Source organism: Uliginosibacterium sp. 31-16, from assembly GCF_030730865.1.
Lineage (GTDB): Bacteria > Pseudomonadota > Gammaproteobacteria > Burkholderiales > Rhodocyclaceae > Uliginosibacterium.
This window is the reverse complement of the sequence record NZ_JAVALZ010000002.1, coordinates 524,855-545,723: the sequence shown is the minus strand read 5'-3', so window position 1 is coordinate 545,723 and position 20,869 is coordinate 524,855. Positions and strand designations below refer to the sequence as shown.

Genomic DNA, 20,869 nt, shown 5'->3' with positions numbered 1-20,869 from the left:
CTCCGTGTTGGGGTTTTTGTTGTTGTTTTTCTGTCTTGTTCTGCTTGTCTCCCAACACGGGAGGGCACTGCTAACCGGCGAGCTGTGGGGTAGGCGTACCTGCTTGTCCGCTCGTCAGTTGATGACGATGTATTTATTGACGGGCAAAGAAAAAGGCCCCGAATCGGAGCCTTTGGATGGGTGCTGAACTGGTCAGCGGAAGTTGTGTTCGTACCAAGCTGTTACGCGGGCTTGGGCGTCAGAGTCGTTCTTGTAGTTAGGGTCTGACTGCATCTTGAGAACGTCGGCGTGGGTGAGTCCTGCTGCTGGTGATCCACGACCTGGCGCGTTGTCTTCCTTCAGCTCACCGCCGATCTGTGCAAGTAGCTGCATCACAACGGGGTGGTTCAGGACTGGATGGTCTGGGCTCAGGCTGGATGGTGCGAAGTTGTCGAATGCTCTGCGAGCAGCCTGCAGGTTGTCGTTGAACTGATCACCCCAGATTTCCTTGAGCTGGGCTGCTGCGTGTTCTGCCGGTGGGGCAAAGTTGGCAAGGGCTTGCTCGTATCGCTGCATGGCGAACGTGAATTGCTCTTTGGTGAAACCTGCAGCCAGTGCTTCCTGCTTGAAGGCTGATAGCTGCTCGTCGTTCAGCGAGTAGCCAAGTGTTGATTCAGGGGCTTCGTATTCGTCAGGTGCGGAGACAGGTACGCCTCCACGACTGGAGAATTTCTTTTCGAGTGACTGGTAGCTTTCAGCCAAGCGCTTGAAGTCTGGTTTCCCATCACGCACGAATTTGGCGGGGATGAACGAGTAGTCTTCCGCTTCGGGTGCTGGTGTTTGGGCTGCGCTGGTGTCAGGTGTGTCGGCTACTTCGGGTACTGGCGCTTCAGTGATTGCCTGTTCTGTAACGTTATCAGTCGTCATTGCTTGAATCCTCTTCTTGTTGTGGTTGTTGAGCACGAGCAAGTTGCCGGATGACAAACCTCAAGACAGACCGTTGGCCTTCACGGAAAGCGGTTTCGTATGAATCGCCGGGTGTGTGGGATTGGATGTCGTAGAAGCGACTGGTCAGCTCTTCAAACACCCGACTGCCGTCAGGACTGATCTGAAAAACTGCTGCGTAAAGCTGTGGGGTGATGCCTTGCGTCATGTTGTCTCCTGCAAATCGCGTGCTGCTTATTTAGTGATTTGCGGGCTTCTCATAGCGCTGGCTCTAGCTTTTGCTGTTCGGTCGGTGGCGGTGTCGCAGCCTGTGCTTCCTGAGCAGCTTGGGTCGCAGCAAGTTGAGCTTGGGCCTCTGCTTTCTGACGCCTGATCTTGTCGACAGCCTTTGCATCCCTGATCGTCGATACCGGAACGCCGAGAAGCTCAGCCTGCAGTCGGGTGGCCGCTTCGATGTCGTAGAGGTCTAGGATTTCGGTAGCGGCCTGCGCCTTGGTGGCAAGCCTCTGTTCGAACTGATCCATAGCTTGCAACTGCTTCAGCTTCTGGGCGTTGGCGAGTGGTGAGCTGTAGGTGACGGTGGCGCTGATGCCGCTGAGAGATTCAGGTGGTGTGCCCAGGTCGCCATCACGGAGCAGCAAACCGAAAATTCGTGTGATCAGTGGTAGAAGGAATTCAGCCTGCAGTCGCCCGAAGATAGGGCCAAGGATTTGCTGGATTAGGTTGGTGCGTGATGCCACTTCCGTAGCGGTCATGATCTGCTTGTCGGTTGGGCCAAGCTGATCAGCCAACAGGACTCTGCGAATCTGACCTTCGAGCCTTGCGATTTCGTTGATAGCGAACTGGATGTTGCCGCCTGTGGCGAGTGGCTTGATGCTGTCCGTATCGGCGGCAAAGATGATCTTCCTTGGCCCGATCTTCAGACTGCTCGTGCTGATCACACCATCGTCTTTGGCGACGAAGGTGCCAGCAATCGCCAGTTCAGCGTTCTGCATCATGAACTGCGTGACGGAGTTCAGCGTCTTGGCGTCTGGTAGTGCGTCATACATTGGCCCGACTGCGTAGTCAGTGTCAGGAATGCAAGACCAGCGGGGCACGATGACAGGCATTTCGTGGAAGCCTGACTCGTTGATCACGCTGCCTGATGCCTTGAGAACGTAGATCGACTCCCACGGTAGGTTTTTGTTCAGCTTGCCGCCTTTAACCTGCTTGCCGTTCTTTGACAGGCGAGGGCGGATGGCATGAATGACTTCATGCTGCTTCGTGTCGTATGGGTCGTCGTTGTAGCTGCGCTGGATTGGCTCAGGAAGGTTCGCAAAGCCGAAGCGTGCTACCAGTTCCGATGCGGTGAACAGCACCCTGCGGTAGATGGTGTCGATGTAACCTGAGCCGAGCGAATCAGCGCAGTACAGCGACTTGAGCGGCCATGCTTCAAAGTACAGCCTGCCATCACGCTTCTCGACATACAGGCCAGCCATGCCGCCGACCATCTCATCGACGAAGAACTCCAAGGCCACCGAGTCGTAATTCGAAACACGGTGAACCTGCTCAAACATCACTTTCGAGGATGTCTCAAGCCACTGCTTGGCGTCGTATTGGATAGAGTCGGATGCGACACCCGGAATGGCGAGTGAAAACCACTGCTGATTTGATGGGGTGAGGGCTCCCAGGACTGATGACGCTAGGAGCCTGACGCTGTCGGTGACTACCGAGCTAAGGCGCTCTGCTGTCTCTCGGGCTGCTTGCTGGGCTGCTGCGTACCCGTCTGAATCCTTGGCGAGGAAGCCGCCACGAAGCGGGTAGGAGTGCCTGAAGCAGTCGTCCCAATGCTTTTCTAGTGGCTGGCGCTGGGCGACAAGACGCTCGTAGGTCTTGATGAGTGAGGTTGCTCGCTGATCCATCCGTTAGCCCCCAAGCAGCGAGGCGTTTCTCTTACGGGTGGTCGGGTTGAGAGCATCTTCACTATCGTTTATGCCGTCGCCTTCTGCTGCTTTGGCGAGCAGGGACTTGCGAGCCTTTGCGGCGTCAGCTTCCTTTGCTGCCCTTGCTACCTTGTCCGACAGAACCTGCTGATCAGCTTTGTCCTGATCTGCCTTTCTCTGTGCTTCGATCCTTGCGGTCTCTGCGTCTGCCGCTGCCTTTTGTGCGCCGTAATCCGTTACTGGCGCCTTACCCCCTCCGCACATACCTGCCTCCGTTGTTTTTGTTTGGAGGTATTTATGAAAAAGGGTGAGAAAGTTGGCAGTTTGTCGTTTGCCTAGACGAGTGTCATGTCTCAGAATGACGCTTTAGGCGTTGTGGGTATTTTGGCGATGGTCGAAAGAAAACAACCTGTTGCTATTTTCGAGCAGACTGAAATCAAAAGCGTTACCGAGCTGGTCGAGCGAGTCTCGTCAATTGAGCTTTTTGTCGGAGATATGGTGCTTTATCGCGGTCAGTCACGCCAAGGGAACCTTCTGCCTGGGGTTTGTAGAAATAATCCGGATACCAATACAACCTCATTGGAGTGGAAGGCTCTCCAGCAGTTAAAAATTTTTGGCGCGGCTATTCATTCTGATATGAATACAACAAACCTTGACTGGCTTGTTTGGGCTCAACACTTTGGCATGAAAACAAGGCTACTAGACTGGACTAGCAATCCTTTGGCTGCACTTTGGTTTGCTTGCAACAGTAAGGAGTCTGGTGATGTTTGGCTTTACGCGTGGGATTTCTCAAGGCTTCATGTAGAGGATTTTTATAATCATGAATTGGTGGTTGAGGAAAGTAGCTCGTTTGTAAAAGCTGTTGACGACCCGTTTTCCCTCAAGAGTACTATGGTGTTTCAGCCTCGACTAAGCAATAAACGGGTTCAAGCGCAGCATGGTTGGTTTTCGATCCACCGGTTTAGTCAGAAACATAACCGGTTTATTTGTCTTGAAAATAATTCAGAAGCAGAGAATACGATGGCTGAATTCAAAATCCAAGGTAGGTCAAGAGTGAATATATTGTGGGAGCTAGATAAGCTTGGTGTGAATGAGCGAACGTTGTTTCCTGATGAAGACGGTCTTTGTAGCTACCTGAATTACAAGCTCAAGTTGGGGAAATAGGCCCGATACCGCCGGATTCCGAAGGTCATTGTTTTCGCCCACGTGCCCGCCGGTTCCCATATATGTGGGTTTTTCAAGATTCAGGTCGGAAGTGTCGGAAAAAGGCTGAGTTTCGATGATTGTGGGGCGGTTGCGAAATGCGATGCCCCCTGACCTGCGGTAGCCTCCGGGCCAGTCGTAACGGTTTCAATAACTTAGGGACACTCGACAACTTCTAGCAGTTTTTGTCGAGCCTAGTTTTGAATGCCGATGAGTATTAACGGATTTTATTGGGAAGACCCGTCTGATTAACTTTTTGTATAGTCTGAATCAGACGGTTTTCTCGAATCAGAGTGGCACATAAACGATAATCATTATCGTCCGTCAAGGGTTTAAGTGAGCGAGGATATGGAAGAAGACTCAAGCGATAAGGTAAGACGGAATTTGTTGGTCTATTCGTCGGTGATCGTGGCGTCAATTTCTCTTGGAATAACGCCGAGTATGCTAATTAAGCGATTGCTGGGGGATGAGATTAACGTTGGCTCGGATATTGGGACGGTTTGGTTGGTGCTGTTGCTTGTGCTGATCTATTTGTTCTTCAGGTTTTGGAATGATGTTGAGGCCAATAAGAGAAAGCAGATTTTTCTTGGGTATTTCAAAAACGGTTCAGGCGATGCTGCTAAACAAATAGTTCAGGAGGTTCTTGAACAGTGCGTATTGACTCAAAAGCTGCCGCGGATGGCTAATCTTGTTAAAGAGCCGGTGGCTTCTTCATTGGGTGTTGAAGTTTTGCAAGATAGTTTTTCGCGTACGCTTGGAGCCGCGTTGGATGATGGATTTTGGCGAAAGCACTTCCAGTGCGAATACACTCATAGCAGGATTCGTGTTGAAGTGTATGGTGCTGCTAGAAACTCTGATAACCGTAATTGCTGGGTTTGCCCCGCGAAGGTTACGGTTTTGGATGTCGGCTGGAAGGAGCGCTTCCCAGAAGAGTTCAGCGTTTTTGTGAAAATTGGATGGGTTAGGCTGTTTTTAGGAATGGCTCGGAGGTTGTTTGCAATATTTGTTTCTGAAGGGGCTTTAACTTTCTTGCTGCCGTCTTTCATGGCGGCGACCGCTGCGATTGTTTGCAGTATCCACGTGGTGTTGGGTAAGTAAATGGCTGATGAGGACTCAGGTTTGGACGAAGATGAAAGCAAGATCAGGCGCAACCTAGTGTGGCTGTCGTCTCTAATCGTCGGTTGGTGGTTCATTGGCTTGGACTTGTCTGAGGTCGCCAAGAAGCTGATTGGCACTGACAAGATTGACCATCCCGCACGTGTCTGGATCGTCATTGCCGTGATGCTGTACTACGTTGTGGCGCGGTTCTGGAATCAAGAAAAATCTACTGCATGTCGAAATGCTCTCATTGGCCTTCGTCGAGATGAAATTAAATCATCAGTTAATAAGCTGATAGGTCTGGAATGGAGTCATTCTGGAAGCGGTAAAAATCTAAAATATATTGGAAATAAGGTAGACAATCCGTCTAACACTATCCATGGACTTCTCGATAACCCTTTGCTGTTGGAGTGCTCTTTCTTCTATCGAAAAGGGCGTATCCAGATAAGCTCGGGTGGTGTATATGAAATTCGTACGTATGAGCTGCCGTTTGTTAGGCATTCTTGGTCTGTTTTTAAGCGTGTGTCTAAGCTTGTCTTCTGGGACAACGAGACTACGTACTTCGTGTTCCCGATGATCCTCTGGCTCGGTGCTGTCGCTATCACTGTTTGTAACCTGTGGAAGCTTGGCCGAGTTTGGCTGGGTGTTTGACGGCTTGCGTATGCGTGCATGTGCCCCAGGTTCGGAAGTTATTCTTTTTCCGGAGGTGTGCCGGAAAAGAATACGGAAAAGAAGTATGTGTTTACCTATGGGTACCAATGCTTTGGCTGCTTTTTATTCTTTTATTACTTTTAATTTAAAAAGAATAGAGTAGAGGGTGGTGGTGTATACACACATGCAGAGCCATTGCAGTAGGGTGCTGCTGCGCTGCAGAAGAGGTTGTTGCAGGAAAAAGAATAAAGAATAAATTCTGGCCTGTCGGCGGAATTCTATGCAGAGCAAGCATCCGGCACACATGCGAATTATTCTTTTTCCGGGTGCATCACGATAAGCGCTGGAAAAAGAATAAATCTGGTCGGCTTGCCGCTCACTCTCCGACCCTGCCTCGGCAGTTTCGAAATATGCTCACTCGCGAGCACTTACCAAGTCAGCTTGATCGCGCAGCTAGCGGAACCAGAGCAGACGACTGAGCCAAGCGCACCAGACACCCTAGTTAATTTAATGGTACGGATGCGAATGATGGACTTTGACTACGACGTCATCGAACCTTCACGACTTCGACGGAGTCGTCCATGCCTTCGACCTCCAAGTAGTAGCCGCCGTTTCGCTGAACGACTTTAGCGTAGGGCATGTAGGCGTAGTGGTAGAGGTACTTGTATTCCTTCTGGCGCCAAATGCCGGCATTGCCGCGAAATTCAAACAACGTATCCCGGTTCTTGAAGCCTTTGAAGGAGCCTCGTAGCTGTCCCTCTTGAATGATCATTGGCCCAACTCCGAAAAAGTTGCCCTGCTTGATATCGGGAGACAGGTTCGCTGTTGATCAGCGTCGAGGTCTACCTGCATGGGGCATGATTGACCAGCACACTGACATCATAGCAACAGCCCCGTGATCATGCCGCCATCGGTGATCAAGTTGTTCTGACCCTGTCAGCGCTGTCAATGCCCCGAGGCTATCACCTCAATCGAAACGTTCAATTGGCCTTTTTGATCAGGGTCTGGCACAGTGATACCCAGATTCAGTTCTTTGTTGAGGGGCTCTCGCACCTCAACCGCATAGGTAGTCCGCAAAAGACTACCGCAGCATCGCCGATGCGCAGTGCCAGTTTTACCTCAGTGCCGCCCTGACGGGAGTCGTCAGTTTCGTAGGCATCTGAGCAAACCCAAACTTTTTAAACAATTCGCCCTCGGCACCGGCTTTGTCACGCCTGTCGACCTGTTCTGGCCCTTTCGGTCTGCGCCTTCGTGCGTCTGCCGTTCAGCCCGGAAGGTCTTCGTGCGTCCAAAAATCGTCGGGGGAGGGCATCAATTCAATTAGGAGAATATTTTGATTAAACAATCCAAAAGCGTAGCTTTCGATCTTAAAAACGCTGTGCCCCTCTGGGCTGACCTGAGCAAAACGCCGGACGACTTCTTCGACTTTTGTGCTGAGAGCCAGACCATTCTCGGAGTTGCTGGCCTGCTCAAGGAGCGGGGTGATGTAGCACTTCGTGTCCAGACAGCTGTTGGCGATGCATTCGTCTGCCTGCATTACGACCCGAATGAGTCTTTTGCACGCAAGCGGTACGTTGCTGGCGATCCAGCCAGCCTGAACTGCAAAAAAACGAGTCTATGGGACGTCGGCGATCAGTCGTCTCCCGGACCTAGCCGCACCGACTACAGCGGTGTCCCAGGTAGTTTCGACATGTTTGCCCAAAACATCCTTGAGCTGGTCTTTGTTGATCTGGTCAGCCTTGAGGCCATTACACCTGCGGCGACTGCTCAACTGGCAGAAGGTAAGGTGGCCTAAATGAGTATTACATCCAACATCGGTTCACCGTCCGCACTTGAACTGAACGGCATCGTCCGTCAGCCTGATCAGGCCGGCCTTCCTGAGCACGAACTGCTCTTTCAGCACTTCACGGACACCGACAAGGTCATCATGCCGTTTTGGCATGATGAGCACGGGCCGTTCATGTGTGAGTTCGTTCTGACGGCTAATCCGGAATTTGTCCCTATGGATGAAACGGTTGGCATCAAGCCCATCTGCTCGCTTGACCTCTCCGCAGAGGACGAAGAATGGCTTGCATCGTGTGCTGAGTCGTTCTACTGGGGCTGGTCGAACTGGTCGGAGATGGAGCTGCCTATCTGTGCGTCCTTCTGGGTTAACACCTTCAACTCTGCTGGTTCGATTCGGGATTTCCTCGCGGACTTGATGCATCCCAGTTCGGACGTTGAACTGACGAATGTCTTCATCGCGCCGTTCGAAGAGGGGGGTGAAGGGGTTGAGGAAGATGGCGCCATTACCTTGGCGCCACATCTTCACTGCATCGTTAGTGCGCCTTCTCGCGATTCTCTGATCGAGGCCAGGATGCAACTGGCCCTTGATCACCCTGAAGTGTGCTTCAGCTTGAGCTTTTTCCAGCCTTGGCGTCAGGCTTGATTAAGTAGTGCTGTCGGGAGCGTCCAACTCTGAACGCTCCCGTTTTTTCAAGAGATTGCTGGATTTTTATATATACAGCTGTCATTTGAAAGCGTGGGTGACGCCACGCCACAGCACGGAGATTACACATGAATTCACACACCAAAACCACCACCACCCCAGCTCAGCTGCTTGCCCAGCTTGAGGATGTCATGCAGGTCGTGTCCGAGACCCTTTGGGTTTCGACCGGCTACCACCATTGGTTCCACTACGCACTGCTTCAGTTGCGCAAGCGGATCGCCAAGGGCCAGCTTCACCCTGACACGCCATACACCTACAGTACGGCTGCTGACGCTGAAGCCATCAAGGCAGCACACGCTCAGCTCGTCGCATCCAACCTGGCTCACACCGCCGCTGCAGAGCAGCTCTCTCAGCTTTTGAAGAGGGAGGTGAAGTGATGGGCAAGCACGAACACATCGAAGGGCCATCCATCCCTAACCCTTGGAAGGATCTTGCCAACCTGCAGCTCGAAATCGCTGAGCTTCGGTTCAAGGAATGCAGGTGGGGCAAGCTCACCGACTTTCTGCTGGCCCATGTCGAAAAGCTTGAGCAGGAGCTGGCCGAAGTAACCCAGAACTGGCATGCGGTTGTCGATGCTCACACCGAGTTGCTGCGTGAAAAGCTGAAGGCCGAGAGGGCGGCAAAGGATGCGCTGACTGACAGCGAAGGCGGTGAGGCATGACTGACCGCACCTTTAGGTTCCAGTTTTTCCAAGACCGTCACGACAACATCGTCCGCGATGAAGGCGCCTACTGCTTCACCTGGGCTGAGTTGATCGAGCTCTTTGGCAAACACCAGCCGACGGTCAATAAAGATACGGCGCTGTTCATCGCCGGTAGTTTCGATACCGGTTCAACGGCTATCCCTGCCACCCGAAAGCATTACGGTGCTGGAGGTAAGTTGGTTGCTGAAGCTCCGATTCTTGATGCAGGGATGCGCCGCCAAGCTGGCCGACTCGCTGCGAATGTCAGGACTGTCGAGGGTGTTGTTCTCGACAGCGATCAGGGCTGGTGTCTGGCGGACGCCAAAGTTGAGCTGCAAGGGCTGACACACTTGGGCTACACAAGCTATTCCCACCAGCAGCAAGACGAGTCAGGCCAATCCAAGGGTGATCGCTTTCGGGTGTTTATCCCGTTCAGCACGCCGTGTCCGGTTGATGAGTGGGTTTTGCGCCGCCAAGCCGTAACCGAACTGTTTCCGAAGATCGACCATTCCACCACTGCTCTGGCTCGTGGCTTTTACATCCCCTCATGCCCCCCAGGTTCTGAAGCCTTGGCGGATGTGTGGAGCGATACGGGCGATTGGCTGGATTGGCGTGACCTTGATCGCCGTAGCGAGCCAGCCATTGTTGTTCCGGTCGATTTGAAGCGCCTTACGCCGAAAGGCACGGGCAAGGTCGTCTGGGAGTCTTTTGATGCTGTGACCTTCATGCGGGATCGGGGGCTCTACATCCGTCAGTCCAGTGGCTTTAAGCACGACGTGGTTTGCCCCAACCATGCAGGCCATTCTGGTCAGGTCACGGCTGGAAGCGTGCTGTATGCGGAGCCGGGTCACTGGCCGACCTTCTATTGCTCGCACTCGCATTGCGCTGACTTCAATTTCTGGGAGCACTTCAAAGCCTTGCTCGGTCCTGGCTGGATGGCGGACTACTGCCTCCGTGAGCCTGAGATCGACATTGCCACGCTGGTTCCTGCGAATGCTGGTCGCCAGCCGTTTTCGCTATCCAACAAAAAACACGTATGACAGGAGGGCACATCATGTCCAAAGAAAATTCGCCCGAGGAACGAGACGCCATTGAGGCGAAGTACCGGGAACTCGCACGCAGCTTCATCAAAGACCACGACCTTTACTTCATGGCTCCCGAGGGGCGCTACTACATGTGGCTACCATCAAGCCTAAAGTGGTCGAGCTTGCCCGAGCAAAGCCTTCGGGCTGCACACCCTGAGTATCTGAGCAATGACCGCTGGCGGATTCTGCTGGGCGAGATGAAGGCGGCAAAGCGCAACCGGCACATCCAGAGGTGCACGTTTCTTCCGGTAACTGACGATGAGATGAACATCATGAAGTGGGACCACTGGTTGAAGCCAATCGAAGGGCGGACCGAGAACACCAAGTGGTTTGACTACCTGATCCAAGCCCTCGGAAATAGTACGCCCGACAACATGCTGCACATTCGGCAGGTTCTTGGCTGGAAGTACATGCACCCCGAAGACACCCAAATTCCTTGCCTGTGCTTCTATGGTGAGGGTGGGGCAGGTAAGAATCTTTTGGCTGACAAGGTCCTCCCTGTGGTTTTCGGTGCGGGATCGACGTGGTCAGGCCTGTTCGAGGCCGTGAAGAGCTTCAATGGTCAGTTGGCAGGCAAGGTCATCGTGAATTTCAACGAAGCCGCAGACTCCAAGCTTGATAACGATTACCTGAAGAACCTTGTTGGGGCGCCAGTCCTGCAGGTCAACGAAAAGCACCAGCGGGTGTATTCGGCTGACAACATCGCCCTCTACATGATCTCGACGAACAATGTCACCGGGGCAGTGAAGGTTGAGAACAACTCGTCAAATCGGCGCTGGAGCCTGCTGAAGATCAGCCGTGCGCTGGTCGCAATCGTGGCTGAGGCGGAAGGTGTTGATGTCACAACCGCCAAGGCGATGATCAGCAGCGCCGTTTCGACGGTTTGGACGAACCCGACAGAGGTTGCCCACTTCCTTTACGACTGCGTTGTTGCTGCAACAGGGCTTGGCGTGTGCCCACCAGCGCATCAGCCAGAGGCAGAAATGGCTGCATTGCGCACGTGCGATTCGGCAGACGAAATCATTCAGTCGGTGTTTGTCGATGACTCCCGTTTCGAATTCATCACGGTCTCAATGCTCTACGACCTCTATAAGCAGCATTCGGCGGACTCCTCGCCGGGTGCAACCCCACGGGGCAAGCAAAAATTCAACGCGTACGTGAGTGCCTACATCGAGCAGCACGGTCTGCCCGTTGGCAAGGCTGAGAAGGTGAACGTCAAGATGAGTACCGGAGGGTTTCAGACAGCCCAAGTCTGGTTCAGCAAGACTCAGCATGCCGGTGGCCCCACCAAGCTCAAGGAAAACTCCGGGTACTACGAGCAGGGCAGGTTCCGCTACGTCGATACAGAAATTGCTGGTTCGGAGCGGATGTTGTCGCTGGTGATGAACTTTGCAAAAGAGGGAGGTCCGATGAACGCAGCTCCGGCTAGGCAGTCGGCGGCTGGCGTATAAATACGCATGCCGAGTTCCATCGGTATTCTCCTGTGATGGGCCAGTCAATGGATCGACTGGCCCATTTTTGCTGCCTTGCGCTCTACTTGAGCTGAGTGTTCAGCTGTGGTTGAGTGCTTTGGATCAAGTCTCGCTCGATGCGATCACGCTCCGCTTGTTGTCCAACAACGGCTGCGAGAATGTGGGTTGCGCCAAGCCTTCGAGCAGACGGCCACTGTTCATGATTGGACAGGCGATCTTTGAGACTCTTCGCTTGCCCAATGTAGAACGGGTGCCAGCCGCCGCTAGGTTGCTTCTTTGCCATGATGTAAATTCCGCCAACGTCGTTCCAATTAACGTCAGGGGCGTGTGCGTCAAAGTTGACGCCTTTCCAGTGTGCATCAGCCATTTCGGGCTCCATAAAATTTTCACTTGCGTTGCCGTTGGTGCTCCAAAATGGCCGAAAGTGAAGTAAATTTAGAGCCAGCGAGCGACGTGCTTAGAGTACGTCGCTCGCCAGCGTTAACGTCGCTACCTGGACACCGTGCGCTGACCCCGCCAAGAGTGGCGCACGGCTTCCTCCCATCTCACCCGCAATCGGCAGCCTACTGCGGGTCTGTCAGTCTTATCTTCATCGCAATACCTCCCTAGTTTTACTTTTGGCTTTTGAAGCCATGCACGCCGTGAGTTTTTTCAGGCGGCGAAATCGTCACGCGTCTACAACCTGTAGTGGTTGCTTGCTCCCTAAGCCACTACATCTTGTATCGTTGGTCCCACTTTACCCGAATATTTGTCGTGCGGCAAACCGTTCGTCGGCTATTGTATTGACGTTGTCAATAAATTGTGAGCGCGTATGTGTTTCTGTGTGTTCCTATGTGTTTCTACGTGTTCCTGTGTTGCCGTAGTTACGAAGCCGCATCGGCATGCAAATTACACGGGCATTGATGTGCTGTTAAGTTAGAACCTGAAGATGGCTGCTAACTAACAGCAGCGTTTCAGGTTCCTGCTTGATATCCAAAAAACCAGCTGTGTACACCGGTCAGACCCCTGAATAAAATGTAATTGGCATTTTTGCCGTGCATTTTTCAGGTGATTCCATGACCTACGATCTTGATTGCCGCGACTCGTTTGCCGCCTTTCTTGGCGATGCGGCGGGTAACGCTGATCCCATCCCTGCATCAATCCTCTTCGACCTCATCGCCGCTGTTGAAGCTGGCTCAATCTCTGACGCCCAAGCCTGCTGCGATGAACTCCTTCGCCACGCTGAAATTGCCGACTACGGGAGCGAATCATGAGATTCCCGCATGGTCGTGTAGTCACCACCGCCAACTGCATGCGCTTCGCCGAAGAGAACGGGATCGACCTGCTGGCCGTCCTGGCTCGTCATCTCGCTTGCGATTGGCAAGACCTTCCGCCTGAAGATCGAGTCGCCAACGAGCAGGCTCTTGTCTCAGGTGGCCGAATCTTCAGTGCCTACAAGCTTCCGCAAGGTCGGGTCTGGGTCATCACCGAGGCCGACCGAGGCTCAACTTGCATCCTGCTTCCCGAGGACTACTGAAAACCCGGCAGAACTCGACAACGCAATAAATACGTTGTCGCTACGGAAAAGGAGACCGAGATGTTCAAGAAGGGCTATGACTCAAACCGCAATAACAAGCACGACCTATCAACCGTTGAGCCCATCAGGGAGCTTTCGGCCATTGCTGCTATCAAGGCATTGGTGGCTGACTCGCCACGGGAGTTCGCACTGTTCGTCATCGGGATCAACACGGCTTTCCGTGCATCCGATCTTCTGCGCCTGAAGGTGGGGCAGGTGAGGGGGCTTCAGGTGGGTGACGACATGCTGTCTAGGGAGCGCAAGACTGGCAAGTCTCGTCGGATCACGGCGAATCAGTCCGTGGTCGATGCAGTTGCGAAGCTGCTTGCCACAATGCCCGATGCTGAAGACCACGACTTCCTGTTCCAGTCGACACGGTGGGCTGATTGGACGAAATCCATCGAAGCCGGCAAACGGATCAAGGATCACCTGTCGGTGACGTTCCTCGCCCGGTTGATCAAGGAATGGTGTGCCGCAGTCGGCCTGACTGGTAACTACGGCACACACACTTTACGGAAGACTTGCAGCTATCACGCCTACAAGACGTTTGGGGTTCCGCTTGAGACGATCATGGAAATGCTCAACCACTCATCCCCGAAGACGACCCTTGGCTACCTGTGCATCCAAGACGAAGAGGTCAGGGCTGCGTATCTGAATACGCTGTGATTATTTCTTCTTGGTATCTGCCTTCGGGTCGTAGGATTCCATGACGAGCGTGCTTTTTGGAAAGCTTGGCTTTGCAAGCTGAGCGTTGTGTGCAGAGTCAAAGACCATCGTGCTCTTCGGAAAGGCAGGTTTTGCAGACTGCGGAACAGGTTGTGCTGGCTTTGCCTGATTGGTCGTTTGTTGCACAGGTGGCGTGGTTTTGGGTGTGGTGGCCATTAGATGTGTCCTCGTTAGCGACAATTTTTATTGTTTGTGGTTTTACATCGACCTGAGTGTAGTTGTAAAGCCATTTGGGTATGCATAAGAAAACCACAACAAAGGATGTGAATGCATAACGCTGCGCCCGCAAAAGCTTACTTTTTCTGTGTTCGTTTTGTTTGAAGTTGTGGTCAAAAGATTCTGTGTACTCTGTTAGTAGCCCGAGCTGTGCTTCTTTTAGGGCTTCCTCATCGTTTTGATAATTTTTAAAGAAATCCCATATGGCGGATGGTGCAGGTATTCTGGAATACCTGAAGTCGGTCAACAAAATATACGAAAGGTCTCGTGCAGCTATCCCAACCCCAATAATGGCTATTGCGAGAGGGGCCCAGAACAGTAATAGATTCCATTCCGAGAACGCACTTCCTCGCAAGCTGGTCATTAAGTAACCTGCTGCTGCCAAGCTTGGCGTGACCGCGACCGTAAATACAAAACTAATACGTGCTCTCAGTTTCTCTGTATTGGCTAATTCTGCTTCATATGCAGAGGCGGCGTGGTCGAGCAGCCATTTTATGGTTTCGTCGTTATGCCCCGGAGGCGGGGGATTGAGCGGAGGTATAGAGGAATTTCCCTGCTTTTTCTTCTGACGAGTCATGTGGTGAAGATACCCTCAGTGAGTCTGCAAAACAACTGTGTACACCGCCTTGGGATCAGGGTTCAATAGCCTTACGTTCATGTTGAACGCATAACCAAGGAGTTGAACCATGAGTCTCGAAGCTACCCTGCAGCAAGTCGACAAGCAAATCGCTGATGAGAAGACTGACCCTGTTGTTAAGGAAGCCTTGATTGCTTCCCGTGCGAAGGTCATCCGTGCCCACATCAAGACTCTGATGGATGAGGTCAAAGCTGCCCGTGCTTTGCTGCCGAAGCCTGTCAAGAAGGAGCCTGCACCTAAGCCCGCCAAGAAGTAAGCAGTGACAGTCGCACCTAGCTAGGATCACAAGTCCGTTTGCGTGCCCGTTACTGTGGACAAAAAACTTGGAAACAGGGCACAACTTTAGAGGTGGTATCCGTTTGGACCACCTCTTTTTTGCCTCGGGATCGGGTGCGTTCTCGGGCAAGCCTTGGTTTGATGCACATCCAGGCACCGTTCCAGCACCCAGCTACATCCGCATATGCCCAGAGGGGTCCAGAGCGCCTCTGAGGTGATGAAATCCGGGCCAAATATGGTTTCTTTGCCCAACCATCGGATTTCACAGAACCCCTCCAGACCCCTCAAATGCAACTGTGTACACCAGACGGCCAGCAGGGTAAGTTATGTTTTGCTAGACACGTTATAAGCATTTCAGGACTGCACGTGACCCTGATTGCCGCACTGCTGGCCTGGGCGGCAGGGGGCATCTGGCGGCGCGTGCCGCGGCTGGCCCTGCGCCTGCCGGCGCAGAAGGTGGCGTTGCTGGCGGGTGTGCTGGCAGCGGCGGGTTATGTGCTGCTTGCTGGTAGTGGCGTGCCCGCGCAGCGCACGCTCTACATGCTGGCGGTGGCAGCGCTGGCCCTGTGGCTGGAGCGGGGTGCCGGGGCCACGCGGGTGATGGCGCTGGCTCTGCTGGTGGTCTTGCTGATCGACCCTTGGGCGGTGCTGGCTGCGGGTTTCTGGCTTTCCTTCGGCGCAGTGGGGGCGCTGCTGCTGATGGCGAATGCGGTGCCGGAGCAGGCCGGTGTCGGGCATTGGCTGCTGAACTGGCTACGTGCCCAGTGGGCCGTCACGCTGTTCACGCTGCCGATGTTGCTCGGGCTGTTCCAGCAGTTTTCGCTGGTTTCTCCACTGGTCAATGCCATTGCAATTCCGTTGATCAGCATCGTGATCACGCCACTGGCGCTGCTTTTCGCGCTGCTGCCGCTGCCTTCCCTGGCGGAATTTGCCAACTGGCTGCTGGGCTGGCTGATGGGTTTTCTGCACTGGATGGCGCAGCTGCCGCTGGCCGTATGGCAACAGGCTGCGCCACCCTTCTGGCTGGTGGCGGTCTGCTGCGTGGCAGCCCTGTGGGCCTTTCTGCCGCGCGGTGTGCCGGCTCGCTGGATCGGTCTGCTGAGCTTCCTGCCATTGCTGGCGTGGACGCCGCTGCGTCCGGGCGCGGGTGAGGTTCAACTCACGGTGCTGGACGTGGGGCAAGGGCTGGCGGTGCATGTGCGCACCGCTGGCCATGATCTGCTCTTCGACACGGGGCCACAGTATTCGCCGGAAACGGATGCCGGCGAGCGCATCGTGATCCCTTATTTGCGGGCGGTCGGTACCCCGCGTCTGGACCGGCTTGTCGTGTCGCATGACGACAATGATCATGCCGGTGGCGCCGATTCGCTTCTGGCTGAATACCCTGTCGCCTCCTGGCGCAGCAGCTTGCCGGATATGCATGCCTTGCGGATGTTTCCCGTGCCGCACCAGCCTTGCCGGCGTGGTGAGCGCTGGGAGTGGGATGGCGTCGGTTTCGAGCTCCTGCACCCCTTCGATGATTTCAGCGGGAGCGATAACGAAATCTCCTGCGTGCTGCGCATCGAAACTGTTGCAGGCGCCATCTTGCTGACTGGCGATATCGAACAGCGTGCTGAAGCAGCTTTGCTGGCGCAGGGGCCGGGCAAGCTGCAAGCAACGCTGGTCGTCGCACCACACCATGGCAGTCGCAGCTCTTCCACGCCGGATTTCGTGGCCGCCACCGGGGCCCGCAGCGTGGTGTTTACGGCCGGTTATCGCAACCGCTTCCATCATCCGGCGCAGGAAATCGTTGCCCGTTACGTGCATGGCGGAGCAAGCCCTTATCGCTCGGATCAGGATGGTGCGATAGTCTTCAGCTTCGGCGTCGCAGGCATTGCCGTGCGGCGTGAACGCAGCGTGCAACAACGCTACTGGCATGACCGTACCGATTGAAAAGGAATTGACATGGAATGCTGCTGCCTGAGTAGATTGAAATCGCTGTTCAGCCCCCGATCCGCCATGCGTCGAGGCAAGGTGCAATGCCTGACCGGTAATCAGCTTCATCAGATGGTGTATACCGAGTGGGGCGAGGTCGATAATCCGCACGTGCTGATCTGCGTGCATGGCCTGACCCGCAATGGCCGTGATTTCGATGCGCTGGCGCAGACGCTCAGCCGTGACTACCGGGTGATCTGTCCTGATGTGGCGGGGCGGGGCCAGAGCGACTGGCTTGATGACGGGGCAGCCTATGTCGTGCCGATCTACATGCAGCACATGGTGACGCTGATCGCGCGAATGGGGGTAGCCAGGGTTGATTGGGTCGGCACCTCGATGGGCGGGCTGATCGGCATGGGCCTTGCCGCGCTGGCGCATTCGCCGATCCGCCGTCTGGTCCTGAACGATGTCGGCCCGCTGATCAATGCACAGGCCATCTGCCGCATCGGTGAATACGTCGGGCGTGCCCCGCGCTTCGAGTCCATCGAAGCTGCCGAGGCCTATGTGCGTGGGATCAGCGCTGGCTTTGGGGCGCTCTCTGACGCGCAATGGCGTCACCTCACCCTGCATTCCCTGCGCCAGGATGGGGATGGCTGGCGCATGGGCTACGACCCGGCCATCGGCGACACCATGCGTTCCACATTGGGCAATGCCAATGTAAATTTGTGGTCGGTGTACGAACAGATCCATTGCCCGACGCTGGTGCTGCGCGGGGCAGAATCCGATCTCCTCGGCGCAGCCACCGTGGCCGAGATGAGCCGGCGTGGGCCGTGTGCGGAGAGTGTCGAAATAGCCGCCGTGGGACATGCTCCGATGCTGATGGATCCGGCCCAGATTGCCGTCGTGCGGGATTTTCTGCTGCGGCCGTGAATGCCGGCAGGCTTCGGGAATATGCGCATTGCGATCAAGTGACGGCGGTACGCCGGAGGTATGCTTGCCCATCCGCCAACCATTACAGTCCGGTTTCGAGTTTCCATGCGCATGACGGTCGAACTCTTCTCGCTGCAAAGTCGCCGCGTGCGCAGCGTGATCGAGCATGTCGGCACGCATCTCGATGAAGATATTTCTCTGGCACGACTGGCGGATCTTGCCTGTCTGTCGCCTTCGCAGCTTGAGCGCCTGTACCGCAGCAAGGTAGGTGAAACGCCGCTGGCGACCTTGCGCCGTCTGCGCCTGGCCCGTGCCATGGAGCAGATCCGCAGCGGGCATGGCGATCTGCAGGATATTGGTCTGGCGGCAGGGTACGGCTCGGGCGCGGCCTTCACGCATGCCTTCGTGCGCCAGTTCGGATTTGCGCCCTCTCAGGTCCTCGTGCATGCGCCCGTCGCCACTCCCTTGCCAGCGCTGTATCTGGAGCGGCTGCCCGAGCGGCCAGCCTATGCAATGAACTACCAGGGCTGCGTGCGCGAGCAGCACACGGCCGCCGTGCCGCTGGTGGGCAATCTTGCCATTGCCGGGGTGCGCCGCTGGCGCAACTGGATCGCTCTGGATCGGGATTGCCCGCTGGGCGGCGCGCCCGAGCGCATCGTTTCCGTGCAGCACTTCGTTCCCGCGCTGGGGCTCACCCAGCCGGTTGCGCAGATCGACCGGATTGTGCAGGAAGAGGCGCTGTATGCCGTCTGGCACACGCTGCGCTTTCCACGCGCAGCCTTGCTGCCGGGCGTGCTCGAAGAAGTGCGGGCGACGCTGGGCTGCGTGCTGCGCGGGGACGCCCGCATGCTGCTGCGCGAGATCACGGTGAGTGGGTATACCGCACCGCAGGAGCGGCGCTTTGCGGTCTATCTGCCGGTTGAGCCGCTCAAACGCCGATCCTGATCAAGTCTTGCACTTTGCACAGAGCATTCTCGGTCTGCCGGCGATGGGCCGGTTTTCATCGAGAGAATAGATATGCTTCTGAGCTATCCATTGCGGAGCCGTCTTTGTCACGGTGCACTGGCGATGATGGCCGTCTTGGCCAGCCTGAACAGCCAGGCTTTCAGCGAAGCTCCCGAACTCGCCGCAAAAGTGGCGTCGGGCGATCTGGCGCCCGTGCAACGGCGCTTGCCGGACGCGCCGGAAGTCGTGCAGGCGCGTGAGAAGAATGGCCGCTATGGCGGCACCTTGCGCACGGCATTGCTCGCTACTGGTGACGAGAACGGTGTGTTGCGTTTCATCGCGCAAGGCATGACGCGCTGGGATGAAAAGTTCGACCGCATCCTGCCCAACATCGCCGCTGGCTGGACGGTGAATGCCGACGCCACCGAATACGTTTTTCAGTTGCGGCGAGGCATGCGCTGGTCTGACGGAGCTCCCTTCACCGCGGACGACGTGGTCTTCGCAGTGAATGATGTGATCGGCGTGCGCGAGGTGTTCGGCGCACCAGCCGACCGTTATCAGGCCGCCGGGCAAATCATGCGTGCCGAGAAGATCGACCCCTGGCAGGTGCGCATCCGTTTCGCCGCCGGCAACCGCATGCTGCCCGAGGAGCTGGCCGGGCCCTACGGCCATCATCCGGTGATCTATCCGAAGCACTACTGTGCGCAGTTCCACGCCGCCCACAATCCGCAGGCGGACGCCGAGGCGCGCGCGGCAGGTTTCACCGGCTGGGTCGCGCGCTTCAACCGTGAATGTCCGGCCTGGGGTGAGCGCTGGTCCACAGTCGCCAAACCGACGCTGGACCCGTGGCTCGTCAGCGAACCGATGGGTCGCGGGCTTGCCGCCGTGGTGGTGCGCCGCAACCCGTATTTCTGGCAGGTCGATCAGGCCGGGCGGCAGTTGCCGTATCTGGATGCCATCCAGTTCAATCTCTACAAGGATGCAGCCGCCATTCAGGCCGTCGCTGTGGCAGGGGATCTCGACCTGCAGATTCGTCACGTCAGCGGTGTGGCCCTTCGCGCACAACTGGCACCGCTGGTGGCACAAGGTCGTCACGTGATGTTGCGCCTGCCGGATGTGAACGCCTCGGCGGTTGGCCTGTATCTGAACCACACCACGCCGAACGAGGCCTTGCGCATGCTGTTTGCTGACGTGCGCTTCAAGGCCGCGCTGTCGCAAGCCATCGACCGCGAAGCCATTGCCAAAACGGTGTTCCTCGGCGAGGTCACACCCTGGCAGGTCGGCCCGCCGGCCGGACACCGCTTCTACAACCAGAAGCTGGCCGCGCAACACACGCAATTCGACCTTGCAGCCGCAAACCGCGCGCTCGACGCGCTGGGACTGGCGCAGCGCGACAGTGAGGGCTATCGCCTGCTGCCCGACGGCAAGCGTCTGAGCCTGCGTGCCATCGTCAACAACTACTCGAACCAGATGGTCGATACGCTCAAGCTGATCCAGCCTGCCTGGAAAACAGCCGGCATCGAGTTGCTGATCGAGGCGCAGGACCGTGTCGTCGTCGCCAACCGGGCACGCGCCAACGACTACGACATCGGTGTGGATGTCGTCTCCGGCGGCATCGACCCGACCCAGAACCCGCGCGCCTATCTGGCCCAGCACCCGGCCGATTCGCGCCAGAGCCTGCCCTGGGTGCTCTGGTACAACTCCGGTGGTCAGCGCGGCATCGAACCGTCGCCTGCCATGAAGCGCCGTCTGCTGTTGTGGGATCAGTGGAAGGCGGCCAAGACCGATGCCGAAGCCGACGGATTATTCCGTCAGATTCTTGTGATTGCTGCTGACGAGCTCGAAGTACTCGGCACGGTAAGTTCTCCCGCGCAGACCGGCATTCGTGCTTCCCGTCTGCACGGCGTGCCGGACAGCATGCCCGGTGCGTGGATCTGGCCGACGCCGAATCCTTCGTTGCCGCAGCAGTATTTCATGACCGAGTAAGACGTCCTCGAGAGGGGCGGGGTAGGGGACGGCGGGTCACCGGGGCCGGCCGTCCCCAAGCTCTTTCAATGTCTGTCTGTAGAGTGGCTTCTGGCGGTCCTCTGCGAGATGCCTGCCTGAAGATTAAGTCCGGGCGCGGCTTCCCGGACAGGTGGCTTG

Annotated in this window: 24 protein-coding genes; 17 read left to right on the top strand and 7 right to left on the bottom strand. The window is 55.8% G+C overall.

What is annotated here, in order from left to right:
- Positions 1–192: 192 nt before the first annotated feature.
- Genes Q9Q94_RS10290 through Q9Q94_RS10275 form a run of 4 tightly spaced genes read right to left on the bottom strand, consistent with a single transcriptional unit; the run spans position 193 to position 3,110 of the window.
- Positions 193–906, bottom strand: a complete 714-nt coding sequence (locus Q9Q94_RS10290) for a hypothetical protein (protein WP_305979976.1) — start codon at positions 904–906, stop codon at positions 193–195.
- Positions 896–1,132: a hypothetical protein gene (locus Q9Q94_RS10285; RefSeq protein WP_305979975.1), complete on the bottom strand. Its 237-nt coding sequence runs from the start codon at positions 1,130–1,132 to the stop codon at positions 896–898. The genes Q9Q94_RS10290 and Q9Q94_RS10285 overlap by 11 nt, the downstream gene beginning before the upstream one ends.
- Positions 1,133–1,181: 49 nt before the next feature.
- Positions 1,182–2,825 (bottom strand): portal protein, encoded by a 1,644-nt coding sequence (locus Q9Q94_RS10280; RefSeq protein ID WP_305979974.1) that lies wholly within the window; start codon positions 2,823–2,825, stop codon positions 1,182–1,184.
- 3 nt (positions 2,826–2,828) lie between these two features.
- The gene (locus Q9Q94_RS10275) at positions 2,829–3,110 is read right to left on the bottom strand and encodes a hypothetical protein (RefSeq protein WP_305979973.1); all 282 of its coding nucleotides are present in this window, start codon (positions 3,108–3,110) and stop codon (positions 2,829–2,831) included.
- 84 nt (positions 3,111–3,194) lie between these two features.
- On the opposite strand from Q9Q94_RS10275, the gene Q9Q94_RS10270 reads away from it, so the two are divergent.
- The 3 genes from Q9Q94_RS10270 (at position 3,195) to Q9Q94_RS10260 (ending at position 5,798) form a co-directional block, all read left to right on the top strand.
- Positions 3,195–4,010, top strand: a complete 816-nt coding sequence (locus Q9Q94_RS10270) for an FRG domain-containing protein (protein WP_305979972.1) — start codon at positions 3,195–3,197, stop codon at positions 4,008–4,010.
- A 375-nt stretch (positions 4,011–4,385) separates the two neighbouring features.
- A complete protein-coding gene (locus Q9Q94_RS10265) occupies positions 4,386–5,147 on the top strand; it encodes a hypothetical protein (RefSeq protein ID WP_305979971.1) in 762 nt (253 codons plus the stop codon).
- Positions 5,148–5,798, top strand: coding sequence for a hypothetical protein (locus tag Q9Q94_RS10260; RefSeq protein ID WP_305979970.1), 651 nt, complete (start codon positions 5,148–5,150; stop codon positions 5,796–5,798).
- A 547-nt stretch (positions 5,799–6,345) separates the two neighbouring features.
- Here Q9Q94_RS10260 and Q9Q94_RS10255 read toward each other — a convergent pair.
- A complete protein-coding gene (locus Q9Q94_RS10255) occupies positions 6,346–6,570 on the bottom strand; it encodes a hypothetical protein (protein ID WP_305979969.1) in 225 nt (74 codons plus the stop codon).
- Between the two features lie 561 nt (positions 6,571–7,131).
- Here Q9Q94_RS10255 and Q9Q94_RS10250 point away from each other — a divergent pair.
- The 6 genes from Q9Q94_RS10250 to Q9Q94_RS10225 all read left to right on the top strand — a co-directional run bounded on the left by Q9Q94_RS10250 (position 7,132) and on the right by Q9Q94_RS10225 (position 11,504).
- Entirely contained in the window at positions 7,132–7,593 is a 462-nt protein-coding gene (locus tag Q9Q94_RS10250; RefSeq protein WP_305979968.1) for a hypothetical protein, read from the top strand.
- A complete protein-coding gene (locus tag Q9Q94_RS10245) occupies positions 7,594–8,226 on the top strand; it encodes a hypothetical protein (RefSeq protein WP_305979967.1) in 633 nt (210 codons plus the stop codon). It abuts the gene before it with no gap.
- A gap of 128 nt (positions 8,227–8,354) precedes the next feature.
- Positions 8,355–8,663, top strand: coding sequence for a hypothetical protein (locus tag Q9Q94_RS10240; protein WP_305979966.1), 309 nt, complete (start codon positions 8,355–8,357; stop codon positions 8,661–8,663).
- A complete protein-coding gene (locus tag Q9Q94_RS10235; RefSeq protein WP_305979965.1) occupies positions 8,663–8,947 on the top strand; it encodes a hypothetical protein in 285 nt (94 codons plus the stop codon). Before Q9Q94_RS10240 ends, Q9Q94_RS10235 begins: the two co-directional genes overlap by 1 nt.
- Positions 8,944–10,008, top strand: coding sequence for a hypothetical protein (locus Q9Q94_RS10230; RefSeq protein ID WP_305979964.1), 1,065 nt, complete (start codon positions 8,944–8,946; stop codon positions 10,006–10,008). Before Q9Q94_RS10235 ends, Q9Q94_RS10230 begins: the two co-directional genes overlap by 4 nt.
- 14 nt (positions 10,009–10,022) lie before the next feature.
- The gene (locus tag Q9Q94_RS10225; RefSeq protein ID WP_305979963.1) at positions 10,023–11,504 is read left to right on the top strand and encodes a DUF5906 domain-containing protein; all 1,482 of its coding nucleotides are present in this window, start codon (positions 10,023–10,025) and stop codon (positions 11,502–11,504) included.
- A gap of 82 nt (positions 11,505–11,586) precedes the next feature.
- Here the strand turns inward: Q9Q94_RS10225 and Q9Q94_RS10220 are convergent, their stop codons facing one another.
- Entirely contained in the window at positions 11,587–11,892 is a 306-nt protein-coding gene (locus Q9Q94_RS10220; protein WP_305979962.1) for a GIY-YIG nuclease family protein, read from the bottom strand.
- A 688-nt stretch (positions 11,893–12,580) separates the two neighbouring features.
- Between Q9Q94_RS10220 and Q9Q94_RS10215 the strand changes: the two genes are divergently transcribed.
- From Q9Q94_RS10215 to Q9Q94_RS10205, 3 genes are read left to right on the top strand one after another with little or no spacing between them, the layout of a single operon-like run.
- A complete protein-coding gene (locus tag Q9Q94_RS10215) occupies positions 12,581–12,778 on the top strand; it encodes a hypothetical protein (RefSeq protein ID WP_305979961.1) in 198 nt (65 codons plus the stop codon).
- Complete coding sequence (locus Q9Q94_RS10210) at positions 12,775–13,041, top strand: hypothetical protein (protein WP_305979960.1); 267 nt, start codon at positions 12,775–12,777, stop codon at positions 13,039–13,041. The genes Q9Q94_RS10215 and Q9Q94_RS10210 overlap by 4 nt, the downstream gene beginning before the upstream one ends.
- Before the next feature lie 60 nt (positions 13,042–13,101).
- Positions 13,102–13,746, top strand: a complete 645-nt coding sequence (locus Q9Q94_RS10205) for a tyrosine-type recombinase/integrase (RefSeq protein ID WP_305979959.1) — start codon at positions 13,102–13,104, stop codon at positions 13,744–13,746.
- Between the two features lie 97 nt (positions 13,747–13,843).
- On the opposite strand, the gene Q9Q94_RS10200 is transcribed toward Q9Q94_RS10205, so the two are convergent.
- Entirely contained in the window at positions 13,844–14,599 is a 756-nt protein-coding gene (locus Q9Q94_RS10200) for a hypothetical protein (RefSeq protein ID WP_305979958.1), read from the bottom strand.
- 109 nt (positions 14,600–14,708) lie between these two features.
- On the opposite strand from Q9Q94_RS10200, the gene Q9Q94_RS10195 reads away from it, so the two are divergent.
- The 5 genes from Q9Q94_RS10195 to Q9Q94_RS10175 all read left to right on the top strand — a co-directional run bounded on the left by Q9Q94_RS10195 (position 14,709) and on the right by Q9Q94_RS10175 (position 20,710).
- Entirely contained in the window at positions 14,709–14,915 is a 207-nt protein-coding gene (locus Q9Q94_RS10195) for a hypothetical protein (protein ID WP_305979957.1), read from the top strand.
- 308 nt (positions 14,916–15,223) lie between these two features.
- The gene (locus tag Q9Q94_RS10190) at positions 15,224–16,867 is read left to right on the top strand and encodes a DNA internalization-related competence protein ComEC/Rec2 (protein WP_305979956.1); all 1,644 of its coding nucleotides are present in this window, start codon (positions 15,224–15,226) and stop codon (positions 16,865–16,867) included.
- 66 nt (positions 16,868–16,933) lie between these two features.
- Positions 16,934–17,779 (top strand): alpha/beta fold hydrolase, encoded by an 846-nt coding sequence (locus tag Q9Q94_RS10185; RefSeq protein WP_305979955.1) that lies wholly within the window; start codon positions 16,934–16,936, stop codon positions 17,777–17,779.
- Between the two features lie 111 nt (positions 17,780–17,890).
- Entirely contained in the window at positions 17,891–18,724 is an 834-nt protein-coding gene (locus Q9Q94_RS10180; RefSeq protein ID WP_305979954.1) for a helix-turn-helix domain-containing protein, read from the top strand.
- 123 nt (positions 18,725–18,847) lie between these two features.
- On the top strand, positions 18,848–20,710 hold the full coding sequence (locus Q9Q94_RS10175; protein WP_305979953.1) for an ABC transporter substrate-binding protein: 1,863 nt from the start codon (positions 18,848–18,850) through the stop codon (positions 20,708–20,710).
- Positions 20,711–20,869 lie beyond the last annotated feature (159 nt).

Coding starts and splice junctions, on each gene's coding strand:
- Q9Q94_RS10220 (WP_305979962.1), bottom strand. CDS start 11,892: ATGGCTGATGCACACTGGAAAGGCGTCAACTTTGACGCACACGCCCCT.
- Q9Q94_RS10255 (WP_305979969.1), bottom strand. CDS start 6,570: ATGATCATTCAAGAGGGACAGCTACGAGGCTCCTTCAAAGGCTTCAAG.
- Q9Q94_RS10245 (WP_305979967.1), top strand. CDS start 7,594: ATGAGTATTACATCCAACATCGGTTCACCGTCCGCACTTGAACTGAAC.
- Q9Q94_RS10225 (WP_305979963.1), top strand. CDS start 10,023: ATGTCCAAAGAAAATTCGCCCGAGGAACGAGACGCCATTGAGGCGAAG.
- Q9Q94_RS10285 (WP_305979975.1), bottom strand. CDS start 1,132: ATGACGCAAGGCATCACCCCACAGCTTTACGCAGCAGTTTTTCAGATC.
- Q9Q94_RS10235 (WP_305979965.1), top strand. CDS start 8,663: ATGGGCAAGCACGAACACATCGAAGGGCCATCCATCCCTAACCCTTGG.
- Q9Q94_RS10175 (WP_305979953.1), top strand. CDS start 18,848: ATGATGGCCGTCTTGGCCAGCCTGAACAGCCAGGCTTTCAGCGAAGCT.
- Q9Q94_RS10280 (WP_305979974.1), bottom strand. CDS start 2,825: ATGGATCAGCGAGCAACCTCACTCATCAAGACCTACGAGCGTCTTGTC.
- Q9Q94_RS10290 (WP_305979976.1), bottom strand. CDS start 906: ATGACGACTGATAACGTTACAGAACAGGCAATCACTGAAGCGCCAGTA.
- Q9Q94_RS10270 (WP_305979972.1), top strand. CDS start 3,195: ATGTCTCAGAATGACGCTTTAGGCGTTGTGGGTATTTTGGCGATGGTC.
- Q9Q94_RS10260 (WP_305979970.1), top strand. CDS start 5,148: ATGGCTGATGAGGACTCAGGTTTGGACGAAGATGAAAGCAAGATCAGG.
- Q9Q94_RS10190 (WP_305979956.1), top strand. CDS start 15,224: ATGCAACTGTGTACACCAGACGGCCAGCAGGGTAAGTTATGTTTTGCT.
- Q9Q94_RS10275 (WP_305979973.1), bottom strand. CDS start 3,110: ATGTGCGGAGGGGGTAAGGCGCCAGTAACGGATTACGGCGCACAAAAG.
- Q9Q94_RS10215 (WP_305979961.1), top strand. CDS start 12,581: ATGACCTACGATCTTGATTGCCGCGACTCGTTTGCCGCCTTTCTTGGC.
- Q9Q94_RS10210 (WP_305979960.1), top strand. CDS start 12,775: ATGAGATTCCCGCATGGTCGTGTAGTCACCACCGCCAACTGCATGCGC.
- Q9Q94_RS10205 (WP_305979959.1), top strand. CDS start 13,102: ATGTTCAAGAAGGGCTATGACTCAAACCGCAATAACAAGCACGACCTA.
- Q9Q94_RS10185 (WP_305979955.1), top strand. CDS start 16,934: ATGCGTCGAGGCAAGGTGCAATGCCTGACCGGTAATCAGCTTCATCAG.
- Q9Q94_RS10180 (WP_305979954.1), top strand. CDS start 17,891: ATGACGGTCGAACTCTTCTCGCTGCAAAGTCGCCGCGTGCGCAGCGTG.
- Q9Q94_RS10240 (WP_305979966.1), top strand. CDS start 8,355: ATGAATTCACACACCAAAACCACCACCACCCCAGCTCAGCTGCTTGCC.
- Q9Q94_RS10195 (WP_305979957.1), top strand. CDS start 14,709: ATGAGTCTCGAAGCTACCCTGCAGCAAGTCGACAAGCAAATCGCTGAT.
- Q9Q94_RS10230 (WP_305979964.1), top strand. CDS start 8,944: ATGACTGACCGCACCTTTAGGTTCCAGTTTTTCCAAGACCGTCACGAC.
- Q9Q94_RS10200 (WP_305979958.1), bottom strand. CDS start 14,599: ATGACTCGTCAGAAGAAAAAGCAGGGAAATTCCTCTATACCTCCGCTC.